The sequence below is a fragment of the Desulfoconvexum algidum genome (genome assembly GCF_055382125.1).
Genome location: NZ_AP042394.1, coordinates 586,423 through 607,570 on the forward strand (window position 1 = coordinate 586,423; position 21,148 = coordinate 607,570).

The 21,148-nt window shown below is 46.3% G+C and carries 21 protein-coding genes; 11 read left to right on the forward strand and 10 right to left on the reverse strand.

Annotation, left to right across the window (positions count from 1 at the left end):
* Positions 1-71 precede the first annotated feature (71 nt).
* The 4 genes from icmF to ACZ45G_RS02580 all read left to right on the forward strand — a co-directional run bounded on the left by icmF (position 72) and on the right by ACZ45G_RS02580 (position 6,708).
* Complete coding sequence (gene icmF, locus ACZ45G_RS02565) at positions 72-3,335, forward strand: fused isobutyryl-CoA mutase/GTPase IcmF (RefSeq protein ID WP_464175091.1); 3,264 nt, start codon at positions 72-74, stop codon at positions 3,333-3,335.
* Positions 3,336-3,390: 55 nt separating this feature from the next.
* Positions 3,391-4,566, forward strand: coding sequence for an acetyl-CoA C-acetyltransferase (locus ACZ45G_RS02570; RefSeq protein ID WP_464175092.1), 1,176 nt, complete (start codon positions 3,391-3,393; stop codon positions 4,564-4,566).
* Between the two features lie 92 nt (positions 4,567-4,658).
* On the forward strand, positions 4,659-5,510 hold the full coding sequence (locus tag ACZ45G_RS02575; protein WP_464175093.1) for a 3-hydroxybutyryl-CoA dehydrogenase: 852 nt from the start codon (positions 4,659-4,661) through the stop codon (positions 5,508-5,510).
* Entirely contained in the window at positions 5,497-6,708 is a 1,212-nt protein-coding gene (locus ACZ45G_RS02580) for a M24 family metallopeptidase (RefSeq protein ID WP_464175094.1), read from the forward strand. The genes ACZ45G_RS02575 and ACZ45G_RS02580 overlap by 14 nt, the downstream gene beginning before the upstream one ends.
* 46 nt (positions 6,709-6,754) lie before the next feature.
* Here ACZ45G_RS02580 and ACZ45G_RS02585 read toward each other — a convergent pair whose 3' ends face one another.
* Together ACZ45G_RS02585 and ACZ45G_RS02590 are read right to left on the reverse strand one after the other, a co-directional pair.
* Complete coding sequence (locus ACZ45G_RS02585; RefSeq protein ID WP_464175095.1) at positions 6,755-6,964, reverse strand: transposase; 210 nt, start codon at positions 6,962-6,964, stop codon at positions 6,755-6,757.
* 16 nt (positions 6,965-6,980) lie between these two features.
* Positions 6,981-7,277, reverse strand: a complete 297-nt coding sequence (locus tag ACZ45G_RS02590; protein ID WP_464175096.1) for a tyrosine-type recombinase/integrase — start codon at positions 7,275-7,277, stop codon at positions 6,981-6,983.
* Positions 7,278-7,665: 388 nt separating this feature from the next.
* On the opposite strand from ACZ45G_RS02590, the gene ACZ45G_RS02595 reads away from it, so the two are divergent.
* The 4 genes from ACZ45G_RS02595 to ACZ45G_RS02610 all read left to right on the forward strand — a co-directional run bounded on the left by ACZ45G_RS02595 (position 7,666) and on the right by ACZ45G_RS02610 (position 11,568).
* Positions 7,666-8,655 carry a TRAP transporter substrate-binding protein gene (locus ACZ45G_RS02595; protein WP_464175097.1) on the forward strand — a complete coding sequence of 330 codons (990 nt, stop codon included), beginning with the start codon at positions 7,666-7,668 and terminating at the stop codon, positions 8,653-8,655.
* Between the two features lie 141 nt (positions 8,656-8,796).
* Complete coding sequence (locus tag ACZ45G_RS02600) at positions 8,797-9,276, forward strand: TRAP transporter small permease (RefSeq protein ID WP_464175098.1); 480 nt, start codon at positions 8,797-8,799, stop codon at positions 9,274-9,276.
* Positions 9,277-9,294: 18 nt separating this feature from the next.
* Positions 9,295-10,557: a TRAP transporter large permease gene (locus ACZ45G_RS02605; RefSeq protein WP_464175100.1), complete on the forward strand. Its 1,263-nt coding sequence runs from the start codon at positions 9,295-9,297 to the stop codon at positions 10,555-10,557.
* A gap of 33 nt (positions 10,558-10,590) precedes the next feature.
* Complete coding sequence (locus tag ACZ45G_RS02610; protein ID WP_464175101.1) at positions 10,591-11,568, forward strand: asparaginase; 978 nt, start codon at positions 10,591-10,593, stop codon at positions 11,566-11,568.
* A gap of 1 nt (position 11,569) precedes the next feature.
* On the opposite strand, the gene ACZ45G_RS02615 is transcribed toward ACZ45G_RS02610, so the two are convergent.
* Together ACZ45G_RS02615 and ACZ45G_RS02620 are read right to left on the reverse strand one after the other, a co-directional pair.
* Positions 11,570-12,277, reverse strand: coding sequence for a FadR/GntR family transcriptional regulator (locus tag ACZ45G_RS02615; protein ID WP_464175102.1), 708 nt, complete (start codon positions 12,275-12,277; stop codon positions 11,570-11,572).
* Between the two features lie 271 nt (positions 12,278-12,548).
* A complete protein-coding gene (locus ACZ45G_RS02620) occupies positions 12,549-13,409 on the reverse strand; it encodes a methylenetetrahydrofolate reductase (protein WP_464175104.1) in 861 nt (286 codons plus the stop codon).
* A 71-nt stretch (positions 13,410-13,480) separates the two neighbouring features.
* Here ACZ45G_RS02620 and ACZ45G_RS02625 point away from each other — a divergent pair, with 71 nt between their 5' ends.
* The 3 genes from ACZ45G_RS02625 (at position 13,481) to ACZ45G_RS02635 (ending at position 15,088) form a co-directional block, all read left to right on the forward strand.
* On the forward strand, positions 13,481-13,756 hold the full coding sequence (locus ACZ45G_RS02625) for a M24 family metallopeptidase (protein ID WP_464175105.1): 276 nt from the start codon (positions 13,481-13,483) through the stop codon (positions 13,754-13,756).
* Between the two features lie 442 nt (positions 13,757-14,198).
* Positions 14,199-14,594, forward strand: a complete 396-nt coding sequence (locus tag ACZ45G_RS02630; protein WP_464179843.1) for a DEAD/DEAH box helicase — start codon at positions 14,199-14,201, stop codon at positions 14,592-14,594.
* Positions 14,595-14,677: 83 nt separating this feature from the next.
* Positions 14,678-15,088 carry a hypothetical protein gene (locus tag ACZ45G_RS02635; RefSeq protein ID WP_464175106.1) on the forward strand — a complete coding sequence of 137 codons (411 nt, stop codon included), beginning with the start codon at positions 14,678-14,680 and terminating at the stop codon, positions 15,086-15,088.
* Here ACZ45G_RS02635 and ACZ45G_RS02640 read toward each other — a convergent pair whose 3' ends face one another.
* The 6 genes from ACZ45G_RS02640 to ACZ45G_RS02665 all read right to left on the reverse strand — a co-directional run bounded on the left by ACZ45G_RS02640 (position 15,089) and on the right by ACZ45G_RS02665 (position 21,107).
* A complete protein-coding gene (locus ACZ45G_RS02640; protein ID WP_464175107.1) occupies positions 15,089-15,883 on the reverse strand; it encodes an ABC transporter ATP-binding protein in 795 nt (264 codons plus the stop codon).
* Between the two features lie 19 nt (positions 15,884-15,902).
* Complete coding sequence (locus ACZ45G_RS02645) at positions 15,903-16,781, reverse strand: ABC transporter permease (RefSeq protein ID WP_464175108.1); 879 nt, start codon at positions 16,779-16,781, stop codon at positions 15,903-15,905.
* Between the two features lie 47 nt (positions 16,782-16,828).
* Positions 16,829-17,812: an ABC transporter substrate-binding protein gene (locus ACZ45G_RS02650; RefSeq protein ID WP_464175109.1), complete on the reverse strand. Its 984-nt coding sequence runs from the start codon at positions 17,810-17,812 to the stop codon at positions 16,829-16,831.
* 172 nt (positions 17,813-17,984) lie between these two features.
* Positions 17,985-18,887 carry a universal stress protein gene (locus ACZ45G_RS02655; protein WP_464175110.1) on the reverse strand — a complete coding sequence of 301 codons (903 nt, stop codon included), beginning with the start codon at positions 18,885-18,887 and terminating at the stop codon, positions 17,985-17,987.
* Positions 18,888-18,948: 61 nt separating this feature from the next.
* Positions 18,949-19,755: an ABC transporter ATP-binding protein gene (locus ACZ45G_RS02660; protein WP_464175112.1), complete on the reverse strand. Its 807-nt coding sequence runs from the start codon at positions 19,753-19,755 to the stop codon at positions 18,949-18,951.
* A 131-nt stretch (positions 19,756-19,886) separates the two neighbouring features.
* Positions 19,887-21,107, reverse strand: a complete 1,221-nt coding sequence (locus ACZ45G_RS02665) for an ABC transporter substrate-binding protein (RefSeq protein WP_464175113.1) — start codon at positions 21,105-21,107, stop codon at positions 19,887-19,889.
* Between the last annotated feature and the right edge of the window lie 41 nt (positions 21,108-21,148).

A 21,148-nucleotide genomic window follows, 5' to 3' on the forward strand; every position in this document is an offset into this window, starting at 1 on the left:
ATGTGGCAGTACATATATTATAAACTCTGTTTAGTTTAATCAAACTCTCGGTTTTTCGAAAAGGAGAAGTTATGAACCCAGAAGCTGAAGTATATAAACCCATCAATTCCGTTAAAATCGTAACCGCCACCTCTCTGTTTGACGGCCATGATGCCTCGATTAATATCATGCGTCGGATTTTACAGGATTCCGGGGTTGAGGTGATTCACATTGGTCATAACCGATCCGCAAAGGAAGTGGTGGATGCCGCCATTGAAGAAGACGCCCAGGGAATTGCTGTCTCCAGTTACCAGGGCGGTCATGTGGAATATTTTAAATACATGGTGGACCTTTTAAAAGAACGGGGGGCATCCCGCATTAAAATATTTGGGGGCGGCGGCGGGGTGATTATTCCTTCGGAAATGGATGAACTCCATGCCTATGGCGTTACCCGGATCTATTCCCCTGAAGACGGTGCCAAAATTGGGCTCCAGGGAATGATTAATAATATGATCCAGGCAATGGATAACCCATTTGTTAATTTTGATACCCTGGACTATGCAGAGCTGAGCATTGACAACAAATATGTAACTGCCAACTTTATTTCAGCCGTTCAGGAAGCCTGTGTTTCCTCTAAGGACAAGTTAGAAAAAATCATGTCCCGTATCCACAAGATGGGTAAGGGACGGAATGTTCCCATCATCGGGCTCACCGGTACCGGCGGTGCCGGGAAATCTTCTTTGACCGATGAACTGATCAACCGGATCCTGCGGGATCTTAGTGATGTGAACATCGCCATTATTTCCTGTGACCCCTCCCGGCGCAAGACCGGGGGCGCTCTTCTGGGGGATAGGATTCGCATGAATTCCATAGAAACAGGGCGGGTGTATATGCGATCCCTTGCCACCCGGCGTTCCCAGACAGAATTGCCCGAAGCCCTTCCCCATGCCGTGGCCGTGGCCAAGGCAGCCGGATATGACATCATCCTTGTGGAAACCGCGGGCATTGGCCAGGGGGATTCCCGGGTGGTGGACCTGGTGGACATGTCTATCTATGTGATGACCGCAGAGTTCGGTGCGCCTTCCCAGCTGGAAAAGATTGATATGCTGGATTATGCCGATATCGTGGTGGTGAATAAATATGAAAAAAAAGGGTCTGAAGATGCCCTGCGGGATGTGCGAAAACAGGTCCAGAGAAATAGAAAAGCCTGGAATACAGCCCCCAAAGATCTGCCCGTGTACGGGACCATAGCCTCAAAATTTAATGATGATGGTATCACAGCTCTCTACCATGGTCTGCTGGATGTGATTGAAGAGAAAAAACAGATTCGATACGAATCTAATATTCCCCGGTCTGATTCCAAGGAATCTTCATCCAAGACAATTATTATTCCTGGAGAGAGAACCCGGTACCTGGCGGAAATCGCCGACACCATCCGGGAATATCACAGGGTGACTGAGAGCCAATCCGATGCCGTGAGACAGCGATGGCATCTGCTGGAGACCGCCAAGGTCCTTGGGGAGTCTGAACTTACCGGGCTGACCCGGCTCAAGGATGCTGTCACCCAGGCAAGCCTGCTTGTGGAAGGGGAGACGGACCAGATTCTGGCGGATTACAAGCATTGCTCAAAGCAGTATGAAAAGGATGAATTGGTATATCATGTCAGGGACAAGGAATTTCGCTTGCCCCTGAACACCCAGTCCATGTCCCATTCAACGATACCCAAGATTGCCCTGCCGCGTTTCTCAGATCCCGGCGAGCAATATGACTGGATGCGCAGGGAAAATTTTGCAGGGTATTTCCCCTATACCGCCGGTGTGTTTCCCTTGAAACGGGCCGATGAGGACCCCACAAGAATGTTTGCAGGGGAGGGCGGACCTGCCGACACCAATCGCCGGTTCAAGCTTTTATCCGGAACCTATCCTGCCAAGCGATTGTCCACGGCCTTTGATTCAGTAACCCTTTACGGGTTTGACCCGGACCGGCGGCCCGATATTTATGGAAAAATTGGTACCTCCGGGGTGAGTATCTGTACATTGGAGGATGTAAAACTTCTCTATGACGGGTTTGATCTGTGCGCTGCCAACACTTCGGTTTCCATGACCATAAACGGACCGGCTCCCATGATGCTGGCCATGTTCATGAACACGACCATTGATCAGCAGATGGAAAAATTTCGCCAGGAAAATGACAGGGAACCTTCGGGAAAAGAAGCAGCAGAGATTAAACAATTTGCCCTGTCCAATGTCAGGGGAACGATTCAGGCCGATATTTTAAAGGAAGATCAGGGCCAAAATACCTGCATTTTCTCCATTGAATTTGCCCTGAAGATGATGGGGGATATTCAGCAATACTTTATTGACAACCAGGTGAGAAATTTTTATTCGGTCTCCATTTCCGGGTATCACATTGCCGAAGCCGGTGCCAATCCCATTACCCAATTGGCCCTGACCCTGGCCAACGGGTTTACCTATGTGGAGTATTATTTATCCCGGGGTATGGATATCAATGAGTTTGCTCCCTCCCTCTCTTTTTTCTTTTCCAACGGGATGGATCCTGAGTACACGGTGATAGGACGTGTGGCAAGAAGGATATGGGCCGTGGCCATGAAGAACAAATACGGGGGGAATGAAAAATGTCAAAAGCTCAAGTACCATATCCAGACATCGGGCCGCTCTCTTCATTCCCAGGATATTCAATTTAATGATATCCGAACCTCCCTCCAGGGGTTGTGTGCGATTTATGATAATTGCAACTCCCTTCACACCAATGCCTTTGACGAGGCCATTACCACGCCTTCGGCGGAATCTGTCAGGCGGGCCCTGGCCATCCAGTTGATCATCAACCGGGAATGGGGGCTTGCCAAGACTGAAAACCCCCTCCAGGGCAGCTTTATCGTGGATGAACTGACAGATTTGGTGGAAGAGGCGGTGCTTGTTGAGTTTGACCGGATCACCGAACGGGGCGGGGTCCTGGGTGCCATGGAAACTGGTTACCAGCGGGGTAAAATCCAGGAAGAGTCCATGTATTACGAACATTTGAAACATTCAGGAAAACTTCCCCTGGTCGGGGTGAACACCTTTGAGGACCCGGATGCCGATTATGCGGATATGGCCAATCATCTGGAATTGTCCCGGTCCACTAATGACCAGAAGGACGCGCAGCTGGAACGGTTGGCCTCCTTTAAAACCACCCACGAAAATGAATCGGAACAAGCCCTTGAGGCACTCAAACTCACCGCCCTGAACGGAGGGAATATGTTTGCCCAGCTCATGGAAGCGGTCCGCTGCTGTTCTCTTGGCACCATTACCCAGGCCTTGTATGAAGTGGGTGGTAAATATAGAAGAAATATGTAAAAATTGTGGGTTTATTTGAAAAATTACAAGAGTTTTAATAGAGGAGAATATCCCAATGAATAAAGCAGTTATCGTCAGCGCAACACGAACCCCCCTGGGCAGTTTTGGCGGAGGATTGAGTAAAATAGGTGCCACGGATCTGGGTGCCATCGTGATCAAAGAAGCCATTAAGCGGGCCAATATAGAGGACAAAGAAGTTGACGAATGCATCATGGGAATGGTCCTGCCCTGCGGGTACGGCCAGAACCCGGGCAAACAGGCTGCTGTTAAAGCAGGTCTTCCATGGGAAGTGGAAGCCATCACCATTAATAAGGTCTGCGGATCATCCCTCAAGGCCGTGATGCTGGCTGCCCAGGCCATACGCTGCGGGGACGCCGAGGTGGTGGTGGCCGGCGGCATGGAAAACATGAGTATGGCCCCTTATTACATGGACAAGGCCCGGTGGGGCCATCGCATGGGGCCCGGGAAGATTGAAGATCATATGGTCCACGATGGACTCTGGGATATTGTCAATGACTTTCACATGGGCATGTCCAATGAACTTTGCTGCGAGCGCTGGGCGGTGTCAAGGGAAGACCAGGATAGGTTTGCGGCCGAGTCTTACAAAAGGGCCAATGCGGCCGTGGCCACCGGTCGGTTCAAGGATGAGATTGTGCCGGTCAGCTTGCCCCAGAGAAAAGGGGATCCCATTCTTTTTGATACAGATGAATGTCCCCAGGATTCAAGCTATGAAGCCTTGGCCAAGATGAGGGCTGCCTTTAAAAAAGACGGGTTGGGCACCGCGGGCAATGCCTCCATAATTTCTGACGGTGCATCAGCTCTTGTGATCATGAGCGAGAAAAAGGCCAGGGAACTGGGCTGTACCATTCTGGCCGAAATCGGTGCCCAGGCCTCCTTTGGTATTGACATGAAATATGTTCTCATGGCGCCCATTTACGCCATCCCCAAGGTGTTGAAAAAACAGGGGCTTAACCTTTCCGATATTGATCTGTTTGAGATCAACGAGGCCTTTTCCGGATCTTCCGTAGGGATCAACAAGGTGTTGGAACTGGATACTGCCCGCGTAAACGTCAACGGCGGCAGTGTGGCCCTGGGGCATCCCATTGGCTGTTCTGGCGCCCGGGTGCTGACCACCCTGCTCTATGAAATGGAAAAGCAGGATTTAAAAACAGGGCTTGCATCCCTTTGTTTGGGGGGCGGCGAAGCCGTGGCCCTGGTTGTGAACCGGTAATGGGTTTGTCCTAGTTTTGCTGAACAATTAAAATAAAAGAATATGCTTTTTTCTATAACCATTTGAAAAGGGCATGGGAAAAGGAGAGAAAAATGGGTGTTGAAAAGTTTGGTGTAATCGGCGCAGGTCAGATGGGCAACGGGATCGCCCAGGTGGCAGCGGCCAGCGGACTCAAGGTTTTGATGAGTGATATAAAACAAGATTTTTGCGATCGTGGTATGGCCGCCATTGCCAAAAACCTGGACCGGATGGTATCCAAGGGCAAAATGGAAGCCGGTGAGAAAGAGGCGATTCTGGGAAGAATTGAGACCACCACAGATCTTGCCGATATGGCAGGAGTAGATTTTGTTGTGGAAGCTGCTGTTGAAAGGGAAGACCTGAAATTTAAAATTTTTGAGGATCTGGACAAAATCTGTCCCGCCCATGTGATCTTGTCCACCAATACCTCTTCCATCCCCATCGGCAGGATTGCCGCCAGAACCTCCCGGCCGGGAAAAATAATCGGCATGCATTTCATGAACCCTGTTCCCGTGATGAAATTGGTGGAAGTGATCCGGAGCCTTGCCACTTCCCAGGAGACATTTGATTTGACCTGGGAGTTGTGTGAACGCTTCAATAAAACCCCGGCAGAGGCCAATGATTTTCCCGGATTTATTGCCAATAGAATTCTTATGCCCATGATCAATGAAGCCATTTTCTGCCTCTACCAGAGCGTGGGAAAAGCCGAGGATATTGATACGGTGATGAAATTGGGGATGAACCATCCCATGGGACCCCTGGCCCTGGCAGATCTCATCGGTCTGGACACCTGTCTTGCCATCATGGAAACCCTCTATGACGGATTCAAGGATTCCAAATACAGACCCTGTCCTTTGCTCAGAAAATATGTTGAAGTCGGCTGGCTGGGGAGAAAAACCGGTAAAGGGTTCTATGAGTATACCTAGTACCCGCTACACCCGGTTTATCCCTGTAGCTGAGCTTGAAACAAGGTTAAAAGGGCTTCAGCAGATCCTATCCGACCAGGATCTTTGCGGAGCCCTCATCGTCCAGAAAGCAGATCTCTTCTATTACTCCGGTACCACCCAGCAGGGCTGGCTCTATGTGCCGGTCATGGGGGATCCTGTTTTTATGGTTTTCAAGGATCTTGAACGGGCCCGGGTTGAGTCCGGCCTTGAACAGATCCTTTCCCTGATCAGTCCCAAAAAAATCCCAGATATCCTAACCGGACTTGGGATATCCCTTCCGGAGAAACTGGGACTGGAGCTGGATGTGATGCCGGCCAACCAGTATCTCATGTTCAGCCAGATTTTTTCCGGGACTCAGATCATAGATATTTCCACCCTTATCCGGCTCCAGCGGGCGGTGAAATCCGAGTTTGAAATAAATTGCGTGAGAAAGGCCTCTGTCTTGGCAGACCGGGTGGCGGCCAAGGTGCCGGAGCTGCTCAGGGAAGGGATGACGGAAGTCGAACTTGCCGGGATGCTGGAGGCCCATGCCCGAAAACTTGGCCACCAAGGGTTGATCCGCATGCGCATGTGGGACAATTACCTGTTCTACGGCCATATCATGTGCGGTGCCGGTGCTGCCGTCCCCGGTGCCTTTGCCTCTCCCACGGGCGGAGCAGGGCTTAACCCCAATGTGGGCCAGGGACCCTCCTTTGCCCCCATAAAATCCAATGAACCCATTTTGGTGGACTATGTGTTTGCCCTGGACGGTTATCTGAGTGACCATACAAGAATCTTTTCCCTGGGCGAGGTGTCCCGGGAGCTGCAACAGGCACATACGGCCATGCTTGAACTCCAGGAAGCCGTTAAACAACAGGCCCTGCCCGGTGCAATCACTGGAGACGTATACGAATCCATGATGACCATGGCCCGGGACAAGGGATATGCAGATGGTTTCATGGGCGCTGCAGAACCGAAAATCCGCTTCACCGGCCACGGCCTTGGCATTGAACTGGATGAGTTCCCCTTTATTGCCAAGGGCCAGACCCTGCCCCTTGAAGCGGGTATGCTCATAGCTCTTGAGCCCAAGGTGATTCTTCCGGGCCAAGGAGTGGTGGGAATAGAAAATACCCTTCTGGTGACTGAAACAGGACTTGAATCCCTGACGATTTACCCGGATACCATCACGGTGGTATAGTGCCAGCCAGCAGATTGCTCATCTTTGGAGCGCACAAATTTACGCTTCAATTTAGATCCTTTTTTCTCATACCCCTGGACTTGTTCGAAAAATAGCCATAGTAGCGAACCGTATGCTCGTATCTTCCGGGAATATGTGTCACCAGTCTTGCAAGCCAGTCCAAAGTAGTAAAAACTTTTCTGGATTTTTTATCTTTGGATGTGTAAATGACCTTGGCAACACCATCATCGGATTTTTCTGTCGGGACATAAACCATTCTTTCTTGAGCATTTTTAACACTTCATCCTGGAAAGCTTTTTCAAATTTTTTTCATTCTTCCATAATGGTATTTCATTAGCCAACTCAGGATTTGCCTTTCCCAAAGCCTTGCGTAGCATCGCTATATTTGCAGAAGCATAGATTTCAGTAGTGTTGATGTTTGCATGGCCCAAAAATTCCACTATGTATGAAAGAGGCATTTCGCTTTGGTAGAGGTGCATAGCACGCGTATGTCGAACCAGGTGGGGATGAACTTTTTGTGGAACCTCATGACACGTTTTTCTGGCTTTTTCTCCATAATTCTTCAACATGATAGCTACACAGTATCGGTGGACAGTATATGTGGTATCCCCGACAGAATGGAATAGAAGAGTGGGCTATTGGTTTCATTGAATGATACGGTATGGAACCGTCGTCTGTAATCCTTCAAATGATCAATTGTCTTATCCATAAGGGGAATACTTCAGATTTTATTTCCTTTTCCTGTTACGATTATGAATGGATTTCTCGTTTCCAAATATAGGTCAAAGCCATCTGAAAATGCATAATGCTCAAGACATCAGATGTCTGATGTGAGATAACTGACACCATATTTGTTGACTTCTATTATTTGCAAATGATATGGTATTTTTCAGAATAAGGAAGCATGGCGGTAAGCTGTCGTTTTTATTAATTTTTTTTAACAAAGTGGAGATTTTTATGAAAAAATGTTTTTTTAAAATTTTGATTTTTGTTCTTGGATTTAGTTTGACTTTGTGCGGGCCTGCTCTTGCAAAAAAAACCTATAAAATTAAACTCGGCCATACGGGTGCTCCCACACACCATTATCAGGAGATTTGTCTGCAATTTGCAAAAGTTGTTGCACAAAAAACCAATGGCGGGGTTGAAATAAGTGTTTTCCCGGCCAACCAGTTGGGTAAACAATTGGAATCTGTTGAAGGATGTATGTATGGAACCCAGGATATGGTTTTGGCTTCTGACACGGTTCTTTCAAACTGGGTTCCGGATATGGGTATTCTGAACCTTCCGTTTTTATTCAATGATATGTGGGAAGTACGCAAGGTCCTTGACGGCCCTGTTGGCGACAAACTGGCAAAACAACTTGAACCCTTAGGAGCAGTTGTTATTGGCTGGTGGGAAAATGGAATGCGCCATATCACAAACAGCAAACGACCTATCAAGACTCCTGAAGACCTGAAAGGATTAAAAATTCGTGTTCCCGAGGGTGAAGTATTTGTTGATACTTTCAAAACCCTGAATGCAGGCCCCACGGTTATTTCATTTGGAGAATTATACTCTGCCCTGCAACTTGGTACAGTAGATGGTCAGGAGAACCCGCCTGCCCATATTCTTACCCAAAAATTTTATGAAGTCCAGAAATATGTATCCCGCACAGGACACATTCATCTATCTTCACCATTGGTCATGAGCAAAGCATTGCTTGACAGCATGCCGGAAGAGTATCAAAAAGCAATTCTTGATACGGCAAGAGAGATGGGGCCGATTCATACCAAAATGGTTGAAGACATGGAAAAACAGCAATGGATTGATGTTGCTAAAAACGGAATGGAAGTTCTGGACGTAGATAAAAAACCATTTCAGGATGCAGTCAAACCCGTTATTGAAAAATACAAAAAAAAGCTGAATGCCCAGATTATTGATGAAATAATTGAAACATTGAAAAAATAAAACATAATCATCGGTAGGGGCAGTATCACAATTGTTTGATCCCTGTTTGAAGCAAAAAACAGCAGTGTATGCCCTGACAATCAAATGGATCTTATACCCTTACCGATGAATCAACTTTTAACAGCACATGGAATATTTCAAATGGGGAAAAAAATAACCGACTTACTGGGAAAGCTCAATAATTGGGTACAGACTTTATCTGCCATATTATTGGGCATAATGACTGTTTTAGTTCTTACACAGATCTTTTTTAGATATATTCTTGGTAACCCCCTTGGTGAAACCCAAGAATTATCGATTTATGCAATGGTCTGGGTTATCATGCTGGGCTCCACCATTGCGGTTCGTAACAAGACCCACATCGCTGTAAATTATTTTGTGGAATTATTGCCGTCAAATTTAACAAAGATAGTCAATAAAATTTGTTATTTGCTGACACTTGCATTTTTTGTGATCCTGGTACGCCAGGGTTGGGCATTAACGACACGTGCAATGCTCCAGAACTCGCCATCAACAGGTATTCCGGTAGGATATGTTGTGGCATCCATTCCATTTTGTGCCGCAATATCAATTCTTTACATTTTAGAACAGATGGTCGGCAAACAAGACAAGGCTAAATAGAAAACACAGGAGCATATTATGGTTACAAGTTTATTCGTCTTTTTTTTCATTATGCTTATTTTAGGAGTGCCCATTGCCGTTTCATTGGGGATTGCTTCTTTGATTGCAATCTATTTTGGCAGCAATATCCCGTTTATTATTTTAGCCCAGAAAATGTTTAATGGAATGAATAGTTTCCCGTTCATGGCCATACCCATGTTTTTACTGGCAGGCAATATCATGGCTGAAGCCAAGATATCAGACAGGCTTGTGGGCCTGGCTGCCATCATGGTTGGCAGATTCCCCGGAGGCCTTGCCCATATGGCAACAGGCGCATCTGCTTTTTTTGGATCCATATCAGGATCAGCCCCTGCCACCACGGCTGCCATTGGTACGGTAATGATCCCGTCCATGATAAAAAAAGGGTATAGCAGGTCATATTCGGCTGCTGTAATAGCAGCCTCAGGTGCCCTGGGCCTGATTATTCCCCCAAGTCTGACAATGGTTGTCTTTGGGGTAATTGCAGGCGTTTCCATTGGCAATCTCTTTCTTTGCGGTGTTTTGCCCGGCCTGTTGATCTGCCTGGCCATCATGGGACTCAACTACTATATTGCCAAGAAAAAAGGGTTCCAGTGTGAACAAGAACTTTCAAGGGAAAAGAAAAAACAGGTAATCAAGGACAGTCTGCTTGCCCTGCTCATGCCTTTGATAATATTGGGCGGCATATACTCCGGGGCTTTTACTGCCACGGAATCTGCGGCAGTTGCCTGTCTGTATGGTGTTATTGTGGGATGTTTTATTTATAAAACCTTAACGATAAAAACCCTGTTCAATATTCTGAAAAATACGTCTGAGAATGCAGCGTTGATAATGTTTTTAATGGGCACCGCCAATCTTTTCGGTTTTATCATAACGGCAGAACAGGTTCCCCAGCATTTTGCAGCCTTTATCATGAGTGTGACCGACAGTCAGATGCTGGTCATGTTTATTATCATGGGGATGCTCCTTGTAATCGGTACTTTTCTGGACAATGTTGCAGCGCTTGTGCTTTTTGTTCCCACAATGATCGGGCTTGTCAATGCCATGCACATTGATCCCATCTACTTTGGAGTCTTTACCATTATTACCCTTGCAGTTGGACAATTCACTCCGCCTGTGGGGCTCAACCTTTTCATTGCCAGCAATATAGCAGAAGAAAAATTTGAAGTTGTTGTAAAGGATGTAATCCCTTACTTTTTTGTTTATATCTTCTTTCTGATTCTTTTCATTCTTATACCAAAATTGCTGACAATTTTTATCTGATATTAAAAATATATCCAGGGAGATTTTAAACATATGAAACGAGTGGTTGTCCTAACGACTGGCGGAACCATAGCCAGTATTAAAAATAATACAACTGGGTTATTTACATCCGGTGCCATGACCGGGGAAAAATTGATTGACAAGGAAAAAATTGATCCGGGTATTTGCGTTGAAGTGGATTCGGTTTTCCAGGTTCCAAGCAATTCCATGGACTTTGAAAACCTTGTTCTGCTTAAAAATAAAATTCTGGAATATTTTTCAGATGACACTGTAATGGGAATTGTCATAACCCATGGAACAGACACATTGGAAGAGTCTTCCTATTTTTTGGATTTAGTAATTAATGATCCAAGACCTGTTATCATGACCGGTTCCCAGCGGGCTCCCTTTGAAGAGGGAACAGACTCCTATACCAATATCCGGGATGCCATCACAGCGGCTTCTTCACCTGACTGCAGGGGTATGGGGGTTTTGGTATTGTTCAATGAATATTTGTTTTGCGCTAAATATGTAAAGAAAATGCATTCTTTTAATGTACAGACTTTTACCTGTTTTGGCACAGGCTATCTTGGCTATGTTGACAAGGGAGAGGTTTTCATGATCAACAGACCCGTCCGGCACGAATCCTATGAAATCATAGAGGATATCCCCAGGGTGGAAATCATAAAAGCAAGCCTGGGTGGGGATGGTCAGCTCATTGACTGTGCTGTGACCCTTGGAATCAAAGGACTTGTCATCGAAGGAGTCGGTCGCGGCCATGTCACTCCCATGGTTGCAATGGCTGCTGCCAAAGCTGTGGAAAAGGGAATTTACGTGATCATAACCACAGCATGTGAAGAAGGAAGAGTTCATCCCGTATATGATTTTGCGGGCGGAGTGGTTGACCTTAAGTTAAAAGGAGTCATAACCGGACACGATTATGACAGCAAAAAAGCCCGCATTAAACTGATCGTGCTTCTTGCCGCTGGGATGACATCAAAAGAGACAATACAGCAGGCTTTTTTATTCTAAATTATTTGTAGGTAAGACTGGTTTCCCAGCTGATGGAACTTGTGACAATGGCTTTACGTAGGGCGATTCCATCTCGTTCGCGTAAAGCCTTAAAAATTGCTTTGTGATCTTTAAGGGCAACGTCGGGAAGAACTTTCATTGATGTCTCAATGGACGCATCAAAAAGCTCCATAAGGGTTTTTCCGATCCGGATGACCATTCGGTTATGGGTGGCAAAAAGCACTGCCATGTGAAAGGCCAGATCATGGCTGGAATCCTGGATACCGTTGCGTATAACATCTTCAAAAGATAGCAGCGTTTTTTCAATGGTAAGGATATCCTCGTCTGTGGCTTTTTCCATGGCCATGATTGAATAGGCAGGTTCAAACATCTTACGAAGGTCAATCAGGTCCTGGGGAATTCCCTTGGCCAGAATGAGCTGAAAAACCATGGGATTTAACGCGTCTTCATCTGGATTTTTCCGAATAACCGTTCCCTGGCCGCGCTTGACTTCAAGAACCCCCATGGCCTGAAGCATTTTAGTGGCTTCACGCACGCTTGATTTTCCTACACCCAGATTTTGAGTCAATTCAGATTCCGAGGGAATAAAGTCTCCGGGCTTCAGTTCTCCATTAATTAGAGCCTGTTTAATCCGATCTATTACCAGCATGACAACTGATTTTTTTTTTAAAGGGGTGTTTAATATGGTGTTTTTAACCAGGGGCTTCATGAATAATAACTAATATCTCTATTTTGCAATAAAAAAGGTTAATAAAACCTGCTGAACTTATGACATTTTAGATATCACAGGCCAGGTCTCTTGTACACAAGAATGTGTGCGTATTTGAACTTGTTTTTTTAAATAAAATAAATGAATTTGGGCATATTCAGGATTTGTTGGGCAGGGTGCAGGGCTGGGTCTATGGAATTTCAAAGAATGTTTCAGAAGCATTGACAGCCGTGATTTTGGCTGTCAATGGCCGAGTCTTGAATCAAGAGGCTTAGAGGGCCTTGTCTTGTCTCAAGCGGGTGATGATTTCCCTTGTGGAGCGGCTTCGGTTCATGGTGTAGAAGTGAAGGCCCGCCACCCTTCGTTTGAGAAGGTCCCTGCACTGGGCAACGCCAAAGGCAATGCCAAGATCCAGGACGGTTTTTTTGTCTTCGGCATCTACGGCTTCCAGTTTTTCCAGGAGAGGGGCGGTCAGTTTTGTACCGCATATCCTGGATAATGCCCGGGTCATTTTTACGGTATAAACAGGCATGACCCCGGGAAGAATGGGAACATTTATGCCCTTTTGCCTGCATTTTTCAACATTTTTGAAAAAATAATCATTGTCGTAGAAATATTGGGCACTGTTGTCAACCTTGAGTTTGAGAGATTCCATGTCCTTTTCAAGACTTTGGGCTTCAATATGGCCTTCTGGGTATTCCGCACAACCCAGGGTGAAGTCATAATGGTCCGAGATAAATGTGATCAGGTCCGAGGCATAGGTAAAACTGTCCAGATGGGCGATAAAGTCTTCATTTTTGGGTTTATCTCCCCGGAGGACAAAGATGGTTTCAATGCCAAGGTCTTTGTATTGATCCAGGACGGCCGTTATTTGATCCGGACCCAGGCCATATCCTGCAATATAGGCCTCGCAGGGAAGGTTCTTGTCTTTTGTCGGGGTCTTGACGGTCTGAAAAGAACCGAGTTTTGTGGATCCGCCTGCCCCGAATGTGACAGACAGATAATCCGGGTTCAAGGTGGTCAGATCATCAACGACCGTGCTGAAATTTGGTTGGGTTTTTTCATCCCGATAGGGGAAGAACTCTATTGAAATAACAGGGTGTTTTTTATGGTATATCTCTGTGACGCGCATTTATTTTCTTCTTTTTGTATGTAAACGTATGATCAGATGCCCGAAAACTTGGTCACCAGGGATTGATCCGTATGCGCATATGGGACAATTATTTGTTCTACGGCCATACCATGTGCGGTGCTGGCGCTGCCGTCCCCGGTGCCCTTGCCTCTCCCACGGGTGGGGCAGGCCTTAACCCCAATGAGGGCCAGACCCTACCCCTTGAAGCAGGGATGCTCATAGCTCTTGAGCCCAAGGTGATCCTTCCGGGCCAAGGAGTGCTGGGAATAGAAAATACCCTTCTGGTTACGAAAACAGGTCTTGAATCCCTGACGCTTTACCCGGATACCATCACGGTGGTATTATAGTTCCGGTTGGCATGTTGTCCTCGCAGGCGTGTCTTGTATAGTCTTGAAGAACTGCAATCCCAAAGAATTTTTCGAAAAGAATTGTCCAAAAATCATTCTGACCGGTTCTCCTTGCATCTCTAATGCAAAGGCCCTTTTTTCATGTCCAAAATTATTTTCTCCAAAGATCACAATTGGTTGACGGGATGCGGCTGGATGTCGTATGGTCTTTTGTCTGTTTCATTGTGGATTCCTAATTTAACCGTTTCGTCACAAACGATTTTATTGCCGCAAGGACAATGCCTGCTGATTTCCTGGACACGGAAAAGGTTATGACTCTGGATAATCCGAAAACAAGAGGGGAATATCCCACTGTATCGGAATTAAAGAAATTGTTCGATATCCATATGGTGAAAATGACCCAAAAAAATCCTGAAAATTCATCAATACCATACGGAATAATATATTATCCGCTTGCAGAAGTGCAGCCAATAACGATTCCGGTCTCTTTTCCTTCAGTGTTCCCACCGGCGGCGGTAAAACCCTTTCCGGGATGGCGTTTGCCCTTGACCACGCCGTAAAAAAAGGAAAAGAACGGATCATTTATGTAATCCCCTACACGAGCATTATTGAACAAACCGCAAAAATACTTGGGGATATTTTTGGGGCGGAAAATATTGTCGAACATCACAGCAACCTTGATCCGGAAAAGGAAACCCAGCGGTCCCGACTTGCTTCTGAAAACTGGGACGCCCCTGTTGAGTTACCACAAACGTTCAGTTCTTCGAATCCTTATATGCGGCAAAACCTGGCCGCTGCCGCAAACTTCACAACATTGTCAACAGTGTCGTCATCCTAGACGAGGCGCAACTTCTGCCCCCATCTCTTCTTGAACCATGCGTCAGCATTATCAATCATCTCACCCGGCACTACAAGGTCACCATGGTCCTTGCAACCGCCACGCAACTGTCCTTGACGGGTCTTGACCAGCCTCGTGAAATCATTGCAAATCCAGGTAAACTTTATGAACAACTCAAACGAACTCAGACTGTATTTCCGCAGGATTTAAATGCCCGGTCCACATGGGAACAGATTGCGGAAAATCTTAAGAAATACGATCAGGTTCTTTGTGTGGTCAATACCCGCCGAGATTGTTATGAGCTGTTCCGGCTGATGCCGGAAGGGACGATCCATCTTTCCGCACTGATGTGCGGGGAGTACAGGTCAGCCATTATTCAGAAAATCAAACAGGATCTTGACAACGGCGCTCCCCATGCGGGAGCGTGGATTGAAACAAAGTTATCCCCATGCGTGGATACCGGAGGTTGGGTCGCTCCCCATGCGGGAGCGTGATTATTTTGTCAGGAGAACTTCATCGTTTTCAAACTCTTTTTTGCGGATTTCACTGAACATTTCAACCAGTTTACCCGGGGTAAGATTCTTTTTTTCGTCTCCGTCAATATCGATGATGATCTCTCCGCTGTCCATCATGAGGAGCCGGTTCCCGTATTCAATGGCATGTTTCATGTTGTGGGTGATCATGAGGGTTGTCAGGGAATGGTCCCGGATGAATTGGCGGGTCAGGTCCATGACAATGGCGGCATTCCTGGGGTCCAGGGCTGCCGTGTGTTCGTCCAGAAGAAGGATTTTAGGGCTTGAAAGCACGGTCATCAGCAGTGTCAAGGCCTGGCGCTGGCCGCCGGACAGCATGCAAACGTTTTCTCGCATGCGATTTTCAAGCCCCATGTCCAGCTGGATCAATTCTGTTTTGAAAAAATTCCGCATTTTTCTGTCCAGGCTGATATTCAGCCATTTGAATCCTTTTTTATAGGTGATCATCATATTGTCTTCAAGGGTCATACTCGAAGCGGTTCCCAGAAGCGGGTCCTGGAAAATTCTGCCAAGGTCGTTTGCCCGTTTGTATTCCGGATCTTTTGTGACCTCTCGTTGGTGGATAAATATGGATCCGGAACTTGGCAGAAGGTTGCCTGAGATTAGATTGAAAAGCGTTGTTTTGCCGGCGCCATTGCTGCCGATGATGGTGATAAAATCCCCTTTTTTTACATGGAGATTGAGGTCTTTAATTAAATGGACCTCATTGGGGGTTGTTTCGTTAAACCGTTTGTTTATATCTGTGAGACGGATCATATTTATACTCGGCCCAGTTTTATCTGCGCATGGATTTATAATTGGTGATCATCAGGGAGACGATGATCAAAATTCCCGACAACAGTTTCAAGTCATTGGGCGTCAGGTTGACATAATACCCGTAATATCGCCCCAGGTACATGATGGCCTTGTACAAAATGGCACCCAGTATGACCCTTGTGGTCAGGATGGAAATCTTTTCTGATTTAAGCAAAAACTCCCCCAGCATCACCGATGCCAGGCCGGAAATAACAATCCCCTGGCCCAGGTTGATGTCGGCAAATCCCTGGTATTGTGCGGCAAAGGCACCCGACAGAGCCACTAACCCGTTGGAAAGACCCACACCGATTAATTTCATGGTTGCCGGATTTATCCCCTGGGTGACCACCATCTGCTGATTGTTTCCAAGGGCGCCAAAGACAAGGCCCATATCGGTGTGGAAAAAAATATCCATCATCAATTTTATGATCAGCACCACGGCCAGGAAAAACACGAGGTATGCAATTTCTTCTGGCATGAAGCGGTGGGTCAGGGTTGATACCTTTGTCATGATGGTTTCCACCCTGAGCAGGGGAAGGTTGGCCCGACCTCCCAGGATTCTGATATTGATGGAATAGAGCATGGTCATGGTCAGAATCCCGGCCAGAAGATGGGGGACCTTCAGGTAATTGTGGATGGCAGCCGTAACAAAACCGGCCAGGATCCCGCCGGTAAGGGAGAGCAGAAGACCCACGGGCAGACTGATGCCGCTTTTTATGGACATGGCCATGATAACAGCCCCCATGGGAAAAGATCCGTCAACGGTCAGGTCGGGAAAATCAAGTATCCGAAATGTAAAAAAAACGCCAAGGGCCATGATCGAATAGATCAGGCCCTCAACAAAAATTCCTTCAATCATCTTATTTTTAGCCTTTGATGGGAGTTACAAGCTCACTGGAAGCTGTTTTAATTGTGTGTTACCTTTCCATCTTTAATGATGGTGTTTGCTTTAGCTATGATATCATCGGGAATGGTCAGTCCGAGAAATTTTGCCTGATCCAGGTTAATCAGAAGATCCACATCCCCAGGTTCGGTCATGAAAATAGTCGGGATGGTTTCCGGTTTTTCCCCTTTTAGAACCCTTGAAACCAGTTTGCCTGTGGCCACTCCCATTTTATAATAATCAAATCCCCATGCGATTAAAATTTCATGGGTTTGGGCCGAGCTTGGGTCTGCTGACATGATCGGGATCTTATGTTTTCTGGCAACACTTGTCACAGCTCCCAGTGCGGAAAAAACCGTGTTGTCATTGCTCAGGTATATCCCGTCCACCCTTCCTGCGATGGCCTGAACCGCCTGTTTTACCTCTGCGGAATTGGTGATGGTGGCTTCGACAAACTCGATTCCCTTGTCCTTGCAGACCTGGCGGGCGATTGCGGCAAGGCTGACCGCATTGGCTTCAGAGCTTGAGTAGATGTGTCCCAGGGTTTTAATCTCTTTGATCCTTGTTAGAAGCTCAATCTGCTCTTTCACCGGGGTCATGTCGGATATGCCGGTGATATTTTTTTCTCCTGTTGTTGTGGAGCCGATGAGGCCAGCTCCCACAGGGTCGGTTACAGCGCAATAGATGACAGGACTGTCTTTAACGGTATTGACCAGGGCCTGGGCCGTTGGTGTGGCAATCCCAACGGCTATGGCGACCTTTTCAGCCTTAAACTTCTGGGCGATGGATGATGCCGTGGAGATCTCTCCGTTGGCGTTCTGAAGATCGAATTTTGCATTGGGAAAACTTAGTTTTAACCCATCCTGAACGCCTTGTTCCAGTGCATCCAGGGCCGGGTGGGCAACGATTTTTGAAATGCCGATAAGGGGGGCATCATTTGCAAGGGACAGGTTTGATAGAAAAAAAACTGCCGCTACAGACATAATGACGGATAAATACTTTTTCATGGTTGATTCCTTTGTCAGTTGAGTTGGCACATGGGGCGTTATACAATATTTCTATGTATAAGAACAGATGAATATTTTTTGCGTGAAGGTTGAGAGAAATGCAAAAAGGGCAGGAGCGATATTCACTGCCCTTTTGTATTTCAATCATTTTTTTGGAGTGGGACCTGAAATCTTATCCCCCATATTTGTCATCAAAGGAGTTCCAGAAAGATCGGTCCTTTTCCCGCCAGCCCTTGCCGAATGATTTGTCAAAGAAAGGCTTAAGATTGGAGAACCAGGATCCATACCCCTGTTTGCCCTCAATCCTGGCCCGGATGACGTCTGCGGCATGACCGGTCAGGTTTGCCAGTTCATCCTTGGGGATATAGGAGTCTGCCCCTTTCTGGATGGATTCCTTAAGATTTTCAGGCGTCAGGGCATGGGCCGTGAGCATGAGGGCGGGCACTTTTTTCTCCCTGGCAAGTTCTAAAATATCATAACCGCTTACCCCCATGATATCAAGGATGGCAAGGTCATATCTATTGTTTTCAATCAGGCGTTTGGCTGTTTCAAAGGAGTTGGCTGTCTCAAGGGTGCACATATCCAGGAGTTCTTCAATGGTTTCAAGAATATCGGGTTCATCATCCACCACCAATACGCGTCTGTCCTTTAAAAGGTCTTCGGATAAAATAGAGGCAACGTCAAACTTGACGGTTGTGACAGGGCAATGGGCTTTTAGAATCACATATCGTGCGGTTGAGCCGAGAATGGCTTTCTGGGCACGGGATTTTTTTCGGATGCCCAGAAAAATATGGTCGATATCATTTTCCCTTGCAAAGAGTACCAGGTCTTCGCCGGCGGACAGTCCCCGGACACTTTGCTGGGCCTCGCAGGCGATACCTGAGTTTTCCATGAGTTGCCGAGCAAACCCAAGGTCTTCCTCGGCCTTGATGATATCTGCCTGCCGTTCAGAACTTCCCCCTTCCATGGAGGTGACCACATAAACAAACGCACTGTAAATGCCTGCCATATCCCTTGCAAAGGATAATGCAACCCTGCCAACTTCTCCACCATCATAACCCACCAGTATCTTCATTTTGAACTCCTAAATTAGCCGTCTACATTATAGCAGGTGTATTACATCCACCAGGTGGATATCACATCCACCGTTTGCGTCTCTTGTAAGATTTAACATCCTTAAAAGATTTTCGACCTCCGCCCTTGGTGATGCCCATGTAAAATTCTTTGACATCCGGGTTGTTTTGCAGTTCATCCGAGGGACCTTCAAGAACGATTTTACCAGACTCCATGATATATGCATAATCGGAAATGGCAAGGGCAACCTTGGCATTTTGTTCCACCACCAGGATGGTGGTGTCAAGGTCTCGGTTTATTTTTTTTATGTTTTCAAATATTTCTTTTACAAGAATGGGTGCAAGGCCAAGGGAAGGTTCATCCAGCATGAGCATTTCAGGGGCAGCCATCAAGGCCCTTGCAATGGCAATCATCTGCTGTTCTCCTCCGGAGCTGTATCCCGCCATCCGGTTGGTCACTTTGGAGAGTCGGGGGAAGTGTTTGTACATCAGTTCGTTGTCTTCTCGGATTTTTTTCGATTTGTCTTTGCGTGTAATGGATCCCACCAGAATATTTTCATTCACTGTCAGATGTTTAAATATCCTTCTGCCTTCAGGTACCATGACGGCTCCCAGTTTCACTATGTCTGTCCCTGAAAGCTGGGTTGTATTCGTTTCATTAAAATTAATATACCCTTCCTTGATGGCGCCGTTTTCCGGTTTTAAAAGGCCGCTGATGGCTCTTAAAGTGGTGGTTTTGCCCGCACCGTTGGTGCCAAGCAAAGCGACAATTTTTCCCTTGGGCACGTTAAGACTAACACCACGAAGTACTTGAATAATGTCGTTATAGACAACTTCAATATTGTTGACTTCCAGCAGATTTTTTTCCATGTGTATTGTCTTTATATTTGGGCTTTAATTATGGGGTTAAACTTACCGGGAACCAATTTTAATTTAAAACGGATTTCCGGTAAGTTAAGGTTCAGCTTATTTTTTATTGATTAGGGCTCAATAAAAAACGCTTATTTGATTTTTTTCATGTATTCAGACGCCAGCGGTTTTCCTACTGCTTTAAAGACACCGTCCTGTACACTGTAAATCTGGAGCAGATCAACACCGGCACGGTCTGTTTTAGAATAGGTTACAGGACCAGTTGTTGTATAGGGACTATATGCATTGGCACCATTCATTTTGTTGAGTGTATTGTAAAGGTTGGCTTTGTTTATCTCAAGGCCGGCAACTTTTGCCCTCTTGATGGCTTCTGTTGTAACCTGGGCTACCATGATGCCAGCTGCATAGTTATGGGAATTAGCCGCTTTGTCATCACGACCGAATAGTTTTGCCAAGGCCAATTGTTTTGTCGTTCCTTCGCCCGGAACCGACGTAATATTAAAGGCAGTTATCCAGAAATAATTTTCAGTTGCATCTCCAGCCAGAGCAATAAGATCATTACCCCCCGTGTAATGGGCACCCATGAAGGTTATTTTTCCTTTCTCCCCAAAAGAAGCGGCAGTAAGCCCGAGACGCTGTGAATCTTTGAGCATGGTTGCAACCGGCGACTGAATCGTCTGGCAGATCACATACTGAACATTTTTGCTCATAAGGCGTTTTAACATGGCGGTATTGTCAAGATCTTTACCATGCTCAACAACTTCGACAAGCTCTATGTTAAGCCCCGCTGCAACTGCTTTTTCCACATCTGAAACAGGACCCCGGCCAAAGGCCGAAGGGTGAACAAACAAAGCAACTTTTGCTTTTCCGCCTTTATTATTTTTTGCAACATATTCAGCAAGATTTACAAGCTGGTCTGAATAGGATGCAATGGGAAGGAAAATATAATTTGAATCATCCAGATTCCCTTTATGGTAAGAGGCAGGAAGAACCGCAATCTTTTCTTCATCAAAATCCCTTTTTAAGCCCAGGGTACTTCCGGTGGAATAGTTGAGATACATGACAATGCCGTCATCAAGATACTCTTCAAAATTTCTTTTGGTGATGTCGGTTTTGTATTGATCATCTCTGATGGTACAGTCTATCGTGTCTTCCCCAAGCATTTTGGTATCATTAACAAACTTAAAATAATCTTCAGTACCTTTTGCATAAGGATTTCCTGCATCAGATGTCGGGCCCGTGATTGCCAGGGACATGCCAAGCTTGTAAACTTTTCCTCCGGCATTTACAGTGGTAAATGCAAACATAACGATAAGAATCAGTAATGCTGTTAAAAAATTTCTGCTCTTCATGTTTATTCTCCTCCTATTGGGTTAATAACACCTAAAACTAT

Bases quoted from the DNA above. Each gene is read 5' to 3' on its own strand.
- icmF (WP_464175091.1), top strand. From the start codon at position 72: ATGAACCCAGAAGCTGAAGTATATAAACCCATCAATTCCGTTAAAATC.
- ACZ45G_RS02570 (WP_464175092.1), top strand. From the start codon at position 3,391: ATGAATAAAGCAGTTATCGTCAGCGCAACACGAACCCCCCTGGGCAGT.
- ACZ45G_RS02575 (WP_464175093.1), top strand. From the start codon at position 4,659: ATGGGTGTTGAAAAGTTTGGTGTAATCGGCGCAGGTCAGATGGGCAAC.
- ACZ45G_RS02580 (WP_464175094.1), top strand. From the start codon at position 5,497: ATGAGTATACCTAGTACCCGCTACACCCGGTTTATCCCTGTAGCTGAG.
- ACZ45G_RS02585 (WP_464175095.1), bottom strand. From the start codon at position 6,964: ATGGTTTATGTCCCGACAGAAAAATCCGATGATGGTGTTGCCAAGGTC.
- ACZ45G_RS02590 (WP_464175096.1), bottom strand. From the start codon at position 7,277: ATGTTGAAGAATTATGGAGAAAAAGCCAGAAAAACGTGTCATGAGGTT.
- ACZ45G_RS02595 (WP_464175097.1), top strand. From the start codon at position 7,666: ATGAAAAAATGTTTTTTTAAAATTTTGATTTTTGTTCTTGGATTTAGT.
- ACZ45G_RS02600 (WP_464175098.1), top strand. From the start codon at position 8,797: ATGGGGAAAAAAATAACCGACTTACTGGGAAAGCTCAATAATTGGGTA.
- ACZ45G_RS02605 (WP_464175100.1), top strand. From the start codon at position 9,295: ATGGTTACAAGTTTATTCGTCTTTTTTTTCATTATGCTTATTTTAGGA.
- ACZ45G_RS02610 (WP_464175101.1), top strand. From the start codon at position 10,591: ATGAAACGAGTGGTTGTCCTAACGACTGGCGGAACCATAGCCAGTATT.
- ACZ45G_RS02615 (WP_464175102.1), bottom strand. From the start codon at position 12,277: ATGAAGCCCCTGGTTAAAAACACCATATTAAACACCCCTTTAAAAAAA.
- ACZ45G_RS02620 (WP_464175104.1), bottom strand. From the start codon at position 13,409: ATGCGCGTCACAGAGATATACCATAAAAAACACCCTGTTATTTCAATA.
- ACZ45G_RS02625 (WP_464175105.1), top strand. From the start codon at position 13,481: ATGCGCATATGGGACAATTATTTGTTCTACGGCCATACCATGTGCGGT.
- ACZ45G_RS02635 (WP_464175106.1), top strand. From the start codon at position 14,678: ATGGTCCTTGCAACCGCCACGCAACTGTCCTTGACGGGTCTTGACCAG.
- ACZ45G_RS02640 (WP_464175107.1), bottom strand. From the start codon at position 15,883: ATGATCCGTCTCACAGATATAAACAAACGGTTTAACGAAACAACCCCC.
- ACZ45G_RS02645 (WP_464175108.1), bottom strand. From the start codon at position 16,781: ATGATTGAAGGAATTTTTGTTGAGGGCCTGATCTATTCGATCATGGCC.
- ACZ45G_RS02650 (WP_464175109.1), bottom strand. From the start codon at position 17,812: ATGAAAAAGTATTTATCCGTCATTATGTCTGTAGCGGCAGTTTTTTTT.
- ACZ45G_RS02655 (WP_464175110.1), bottom strand. From the start codon at position 18,887: ATGAAGATACTGGTGGGTTATGATGGTGGAGAAGTTGGCAGGGTTGCA.
- ACZ45G_RS02660 (WP_464175112.1), bottom strand. From the start codon at position 19,755: ATGGAAAAAAATCTGCTGGAAGTCAACAATATTGAAGTTGTCTATAAC.
- ACZ45G_RS02665 (WP_464175113.1), bottom strand. From the start codon at position 21,107: ATGAAGAGCAGAAATTTTTTAACAGCATTACTGATTCTTATCGTTATG.